The organism is Pseudomonas sp. IT-P253, from assembly GCF_949768125.1.
Taxonomy (GTDB): domain Bacteria; phylum Pseudomonadota; class Gammaproteobacteria; order Pseudomonadales; family Pseudomonadaceae; genus Aquipseudomonas.
In genome coordinates this window covers 1-6,290 of the sequence record NZ_CATKPT010000052.1, presented here as the reverse complement: position 1 = coordinate 6,290, position 6,290 = coordinate 1, and the positions used below count along the sequence as shown (strand labels likewise).

Genomic DNA, 6,290 nt, shown 5'->3' with positions numbered 1-6,290 from the left:
CATGCGTCACGCCGATGCGGGTTACCAGATCGCGATCGATTGCGCCAAGGAGCAGGGCCTGAACCTGCCGATGATCACCGGTAAGTAAACCAGTACTTGTGGGAGCGAGCCTGCTCGCGAAAGCGGTGGGTCAGCCAGCATCAATGCTGGATGTGCTGGCCCCTTCGCGAGCAGGCTCGCTCCCACAGTAGCCAACACAACAACCGATCTACCTAAAACAATCCACAGAGGTTGAACCATGGCTGTTAGCAGCGAACGTGCAGGCAGTAAACCGTTGATCGAGAAACGCTCGATCGACTACATCCCGGAAGCGGAAAGACACGGTCGTCTGTTAAGCCAATTCACCCTGTGGCTGGGTGCCAACCTGCAAATCACCGCGATTGTCACCGGTGCATTGGCGGTGGTACTCGGTGGGGATGTGTTCTGGTCGCTGATCGGTTTGCTGGTCGGGCAACTGCTCGGCGGTGGCGTCATGGCGTTGCACGCAGCGCAGGGGCCGCAGCTGGGCTTGCCACAGATGATCTCCAGCCGCGTGCAGTTTGGCGTGTATGGGGCGGTGATTCCCCTGGTGTTGGTGTGCCTGATGTACATCGGCTTCTCGGCCAGTGGTTCGCTGCTGGCGGGGCAAGCCGTGGCGCAGTTACTCCACGTTGAAGACTGGGTCGGCATCGTGCTGTTCGCAGGCAGCATCATGGTCTTCACCATCTTCGGCTACCGGGTGATTCATGGCATCGGCCGGATCGCCAGCGTGTTGGGCGTGATCGCGTTCGTTTATCTGTTCTACAAATTGTTGGCCGGCAACGACATTATGGCGTTGCTGGGTAATAAGCATTTCTCCCTGGCAAGTTTCCTGTTGGCGATATCGCTGTCGGCCTCCTGGCAGATCGCGTTCGGCCCTTACGTGGCGGACTACTCGCGTTACCTGTCGCGCAGCACCTCGGCCGTGAAAACCTTCTGGGCCGTGGGCCTGGGTTCGGTGCTCGGGGCGCAGGCGTCCATGGTGTTCGGTGTGTTTGCCGCCGCCCTGGCCGGTTCGCAGTTTGCCCATCACGAAGTGTCGTTCATCGTCAGCCTCGGTGGCACCGGCATCGTTGCAGCGCTGCTGTACTTCGCGGTGGCGTTCGGCAAGGTCACGGTGACCACGCTCAATGCCTATGGCAGTTTCATGTCGATCGCGACGATCATCAGCGGCTTCCGCGGCAGCCGGCACATTCCGAGTGCGGTACGCCTGTTGTACATCTTCATCATGGTGTCCTTGGCTACTGCTCTGGCATTGCTCGGCAAGGACTCGTTCCTCAAGGAATTCTCCGCGTTCATCTTGTTCCTGCTGGCGTTCTTCACGCCATGGAGCGCGATCAACCTGGTGGATTTCTACTGCGTTACCAAAGAGCGTTATGACATCCCGGCGCTGTCCAACCCGAACGGTCGTTACGGTCGGTGGAATGTCATGGGCATCTCGATTTACGTGTTCGGCGTGTTGATTCAAATGCCGTTCATTTCCACCCACTTCTACACCGGCCCTCTGGTGGCGAGCCTCGGTGATACCGACATCTCGTGGATCATCGGCCTGGTGGTGCCGGCCGCGATGTACTACTTCGCGGCCAAGAAGTGGCATGGAGCAGTACCTGATCGTTTGATCCTGCCGCTCGAGCAGGACAACGTTGCAGTATCTGGAGCAAGCGGGGCTGGCGGCGCTGTTGCGCAGGCCTGATTGGACGTCGACAGGGCTGGATGCCGCTTGACTGCCGTAAGCCAATTAATGATTAGGAGCGTCCCATAATGAAATCAAATAAGAGACTGCTGACCACATTGCTTTCCATGGGCCTGCTGGCCAGTGCTGGCGCCACCCAGGCAGCCGGTTGGTGCGAGTCGGGTAAACCGGTGAAATTTGCCGGCCTGAACTGGGAAAGCGCCATGCTCCTGACCGACGTATTGCAGGTCGTGTTGGAGAAAGGCTACGGCTGCAAGACCGACAGCCTGCCGGGTAACTCCATCACCATGGAAAACGCCCTGAGCAGCAACGACATCCAAGTGTTTGCCGAAGAGTGGGTCGGCCGCAGCGAGGTCTGGAACAAGGCCGAGAAGGCCGGTAAGGTCGTCGGCGTCGGCGCGCCTGTCGTAGGCGCCGTTGAAGGCTGGTACGTGCCGCGTTACGTGATCGAAGGCGACGCCAAGCGCAAGCTGGAAGCCAAGGCCCCGGACCTGAAAAACATTGCTGACCTGGCCAAATACTCCGCCGTGTTCAAGGATCAGGAAGAACCGTCCAAGGGCCGTTTCTACAACTGCCCGGCCGGCTGGACCTGTGAACTGGACAACAGCGAAATGCTGAAAAGCTACGGCCTGGAAAGCACCTACACCAACTTCCGCCCAGGCACCGGCCCGGCGCTGGATGCGGCCGTACTGTCGAGCTACAAGCGTGGCGAGCCGATCCTGTTCTACTACTGGTCGCCAACGCCGCTGATGGGCCAGATCGACGTGGTCAAACTCGAAGAGAAACCCGGCGTGGACAAGACCGTGAACATCAAGGTCGGCCTGTCCAAGACCTTCCACGACGAAGCCCCGGAATTGGTGGCCGTGCTGGAAAAGGTCAACCTGCCAATCGACCTGCTGAACCAGAACCTTGGACGCATGACCAAAGAGCGGATCGAGTCGCCAAAACTGGCCAAGATCTTCTTGAAGGAACATCCTGAAGTCTGGCACGCATGGGTGAGCGAAGACGCAGCCAGGAAAATCGACGCGGCCTTGTAGGTTGAGCCTCCTCGATTGCCGGTGACGGCAGTCGGACGCTTGATCACAACCCCTTGAGTGAGAGCCTCTTATGTTTCCTGAAAGCTTTACCTTTTCCATCGCCGACTGGGTCAACCGTTGGGTCGATTCGCTGGTCACCAACTACGGCGACGTGTTCCGGCACATCTCCGACACCCTGTTGTGGGCCATCGTCAATCTTGAGGGCCTGCTGCGTGCGGCCCCTTGGTGGCTGATGCTGGCCATCGTGGCGGGCATTGCCTGGCACGCGACCCGCAAAGTCGTGACCACCGCCGTGATCGTCGGCTTGCTGTTCCTGGTGGGCGCGGTCGGCCTGTGGGACAAGTTGATGCAGACCCTCGCGCTGATGATGGTGGCGACCGTCATTTCGGTGCTGATCGGCATTCCGCTGGGCATTCTCTCGGCGCGCAGCAATCGTCTGCGTTCGGTGCTGATGCCGTTGCTGGACATCATGCAGACCATGCCAAGTTTCGTGTACCTGATTCCGGTACTGATGCTGTTCGGCCTGGGCAAGGTGCCGGCGATTTTCGCCACCGTGATTTACGCTGCGCCACCGCTGATCCGCCTGACCGATCTGGGCATCCGCCAGGTTGACGGTGAAGTGATGGAAGCGATCAACGCTTTCGGTGCCAACCGTTGGCAGCAACTGTTTGGCGTGCAACTGCCGCTGGCCCTGCCGAGCATCATGGCCGGGATCAACCAGACCACCATGATGGCCCTGTCGATGGTCGTGATTGCCTCGATGATCGGTGCCCGTGGCTTGGGTGAAGACGTATTGGTGGGGATTCAGACCCTCAACGTCGGACGTGGCCTTGAAGCCGGTCTGGCGATCGTGATTCTGGCGGTGGTCATCGACCGCATTACTCAGGCGTATGGTCGGCCACGGCATGAGGTGAGCAAATGAGCAGCGCAGCCATCAGCAAAATCGAAGTCAAAAACGTCTTCAAGATTTTCGGCAACCGTTCCAAGGATGCGCTGGCCATGATCGGCCAGGGCAAAACCAAAGACCAGGTGCTGTCCGAAACCGGCTGCGTGGTCGGCGTGAATAACCTGTCATTGAGCATCGGCACCGGCGAGATCTTCGTGATCATGGGCCTGTCCGGTTCCGGTAAATCGACCCTGGTACGCCACTTCAATCGCCTGATCGACCCCACCAGCGGCGCGATCCTGGTGGACGGCGTGGACATCCTGCAATACGACATGGAAGCCCTGCGCGAATTTCGTCGACACAAGATCAGCATGGTGTTCCAGAGCTTCGGTTTGCTGCCGCACAAGACCGTGCTGGATAACGTCGCTTACGGCCTGAAAGTGCGTGGTGAAAGCAAGCAAATGTGCTCCGAGCGCGCGCTGCACTGGATCAACACCGTGGGCCTCAAGGGCTATGAGAATAAATACCCGCATCAGCTTTCGGGCGGTATGCGTCAGCGTGTGGGCCTGGCGCGTGCCTTGGCGGCAGACACCGACATCATCTTGATGGACGAAGCGTTCAGTGCGCTCGACCCGCTGATCCGCGCTGAAATGCAGGACCAATTGCTGGAACTGCAAAAAACCCTGCACAAGACCATTGTCTTCATCACCCACGACCTCGACGAGGCCGTGCGCATCGGCAACCGCATCGCGATCCTCAAGGATGGCCGTCTGATTCAGGTCGGCACGCCGCGAGAAATCCTGCATTCGCCGGCGGATGAGTATGTGGACCGGTTCGTACAGCGGCGGGCTGCGGTGGTTTAAGAGATTTGCGGTGTTCGTGGCGGCCTCTTCGCGGGCAAGCCTCGCTCCTACAAATGCACGGTGAACGCCTGTAGGAGCGAGGCTTGCCCGCGAAGGCGTCGGCAAAGCTGCATCAATATTCAAGTTATACGCACGAGGTCAATGATGTCCCAGGTTGAAAAAATCGTTATCGCCGACGCCCCGTTGCGTTGGCAGGATGTGGTCGCGGTAGCCCGTCATGGCGCACAGCTTGAGCTGTCGACCGAGACCTGGGCGCGGATCGAAAATGCCCAGGCCATCGTCCAGCGCATTGTCGTCAGTGGCGAACGCGCCTATGGCGTCAACACAGGTTTGGGTGCGCTGTGCAACGTATCGCTCAAAGACGAGCAGCTCAGCCAACTGTCGCGCAACACTTTGCTCAGCCACGCCTGTGGCGTTGGTGCGCCATTGGCGGACGAGCAGACCCGCGCGATCATGTGCGCGGCGATCCGCAACTATAGCCACGGTAAATCCGGCATTCACCGTCAGGTCGTTGAAGCCTTGCTGGCGCTGCTCAATCGCGGCATCACCCCGCAAGTGCCATCCCAGGGTTCGGTGGGTTACCTGACGCACATGGCTCACATCAGCATCGCGATGTTGGGTGTCGGCAACGTCAGCTATCGCGGGCAGATCGTTTCTGCGCAGCAGGCCCTGGCCGAAGAAGGCTTGCAACCCGTGCAGCTCGGCGCCAAAGACGGGTTGTGCCTGGTCAACGGCACGCCGTGCATGAGCGGCCTCAGCTGCCTCGCGCTCGCTGACGCCACGCATCTGGTGCAGTGGGCCGACGTGATCAGTGCCATGAGTTTTGAAGCCCAGCGCGGCCAGATCGCCGCGTTCGATGCCGAGATCATCGCGCTGAAACCGCATCCGGGTATGCAGCAGGTCGGTCTCAATCTGCGGGCATTGCTCGATGGCAGTGAAGTGATTGCCAGCAGCAAAGGCATTCGTACTCAGGATGCGCTGAGCATCCGCTCGATCCCGCAAGTTCACGGCGCCGCTCGCGATCAGCTTGAGCACGCCAGGAAGCAAATCGAAACCGAACTCAACTCGGTCACCGACAACCCGATGCTGTTGGGCACGCCGGACAACTTTCGAGTGGTGTCCCAGGCCAACCCGCACGGTCAATCAGTGGCGCTGGCGGCAGATTTGCTGGCGATTGCCATGGCCGAGATCGGCTCCATCGCCGAGCGTCGTCTCGACCGGTTGATCAACCCGCACGTCAGCGGCCTGCCCGCGTTTTTGGTGGCCAATCCGGGTGTGAACTCCGGGATGATGATTGTCCAGTACGTCGCGGCGTCGCTGTGTGCAGAAAACCGCCAATTGGCCCAACCGGCCGTGCTCGACAACTACGTGACCTCGGGTCTGCAGGAAGATCACTTGAGCATGGGCACCAACGCCGCGTTGAAACTGCATCGCGCGTTGGAAAACTGCACACAGATTCTCGCTATCGAATATCTGCTGGCGGCCCAGGCATTTGAATTCCTCAAGGAACAACGTTTTGGCGCTGGCACCGATATCGCGTGGCGATTGCTGCGCGAACGTGTTCCGGCCTATGACCAGGACCGCTGGCTGGCACCCGATATCGCTGCCGCCGCTGGCGTCCTGAAAGATCCGGTTTTGCTGAAAAACGCGTTACCCAACCTGAACTGATTTCGACACAAAAACCAGCGTGCCAAGGCGCAGCCCACTACAAGACGGGAGGCGACGGACAACGGATATCTCCGGAGCGTCTGGTTAGTTACCAACAAACTCTCAAAAGGAGCATGAAATGACTG

Annotated in this window: 6 protein-coding genes; all 6 read left to right on the top strand. The window is 59.4% G+C overall.

What is annotated here, in order from left to right; genetic code table 11:
• The coding region (locus ACM6IR_RS22380; protein WP_414909711.1) for a hypothetical protein at positions 1-88 on the top strand (88 nt) is incomplete at its 5' end.
• A 150-nt stretch (positions 89-238) separates the two neighbouring features.
• The gene (locus ACM6IR_RS22375; RefSeq protein WP_414909710.1) at positions 239-1,711 is read left to right on the top strand and encodes a purine-cytosine permease family protein; all 1,473 of its coding nucleotides are present in this window, start codon (positions 239-241) and stop codon (positions 1,709-1,711) included.
• Positions 1,712-1,779: 68 nt separating this feature from the next.
• Positions 1,780-2,748 carry an ABC transporter substrate-binding protein gene (locus ACM6IR_RS22370; protein ID WP_414909709.1) on the top strand — a complete coding sequence of 323 codons (969 nt, stop codon included), beginning with the start codon at positions 1,780-1,782 and terminating at the stop codon, positions 2,746-2,748.
• A gap of 70 nt (positions 2,749-2,818) precedes the next feature.
• On the top strand, positions 2,819-3,670 hold the full coding sequence (locus ACM6IR_RS22365; RefSeq protein ID WP_414909708.1) for an ABC transporter permease: 852 nt from the start codon (positions 2,819-2,821) through the stop codon (positions 3,668-3,670).
• Positions 3,667-4,497: a quaternary amine ABC transporter ATP-binding protein gene (locus tag ACM6IR_RS22360; protein ID WP_414909707.1), complete on the top strand. Its 831-nt coding sequence runs from the start codon at positions 3,667-3,669 to the stop codon at positions 4,495-4,497. Before ACM6IR_RS22365 ends, ACM6IR_RS22360 begins: the two co-directional genes overlap by 4 nt.
• Before the next feature lie 144 nt (positions 4,498-4,641).
• Positions 4,642-6,165, top strand: a complete 1,524-nt coding sequence (gene hutH / locus ACM6IR_RS22355; protein WP_414909706.1) for a histidine ammonia-lyase — start codon at positions 4,642-4,644, stop codon at positions 6,163-6,165.
• Positions 6,166-6,290: the final 125 nt, after the last annotated feature.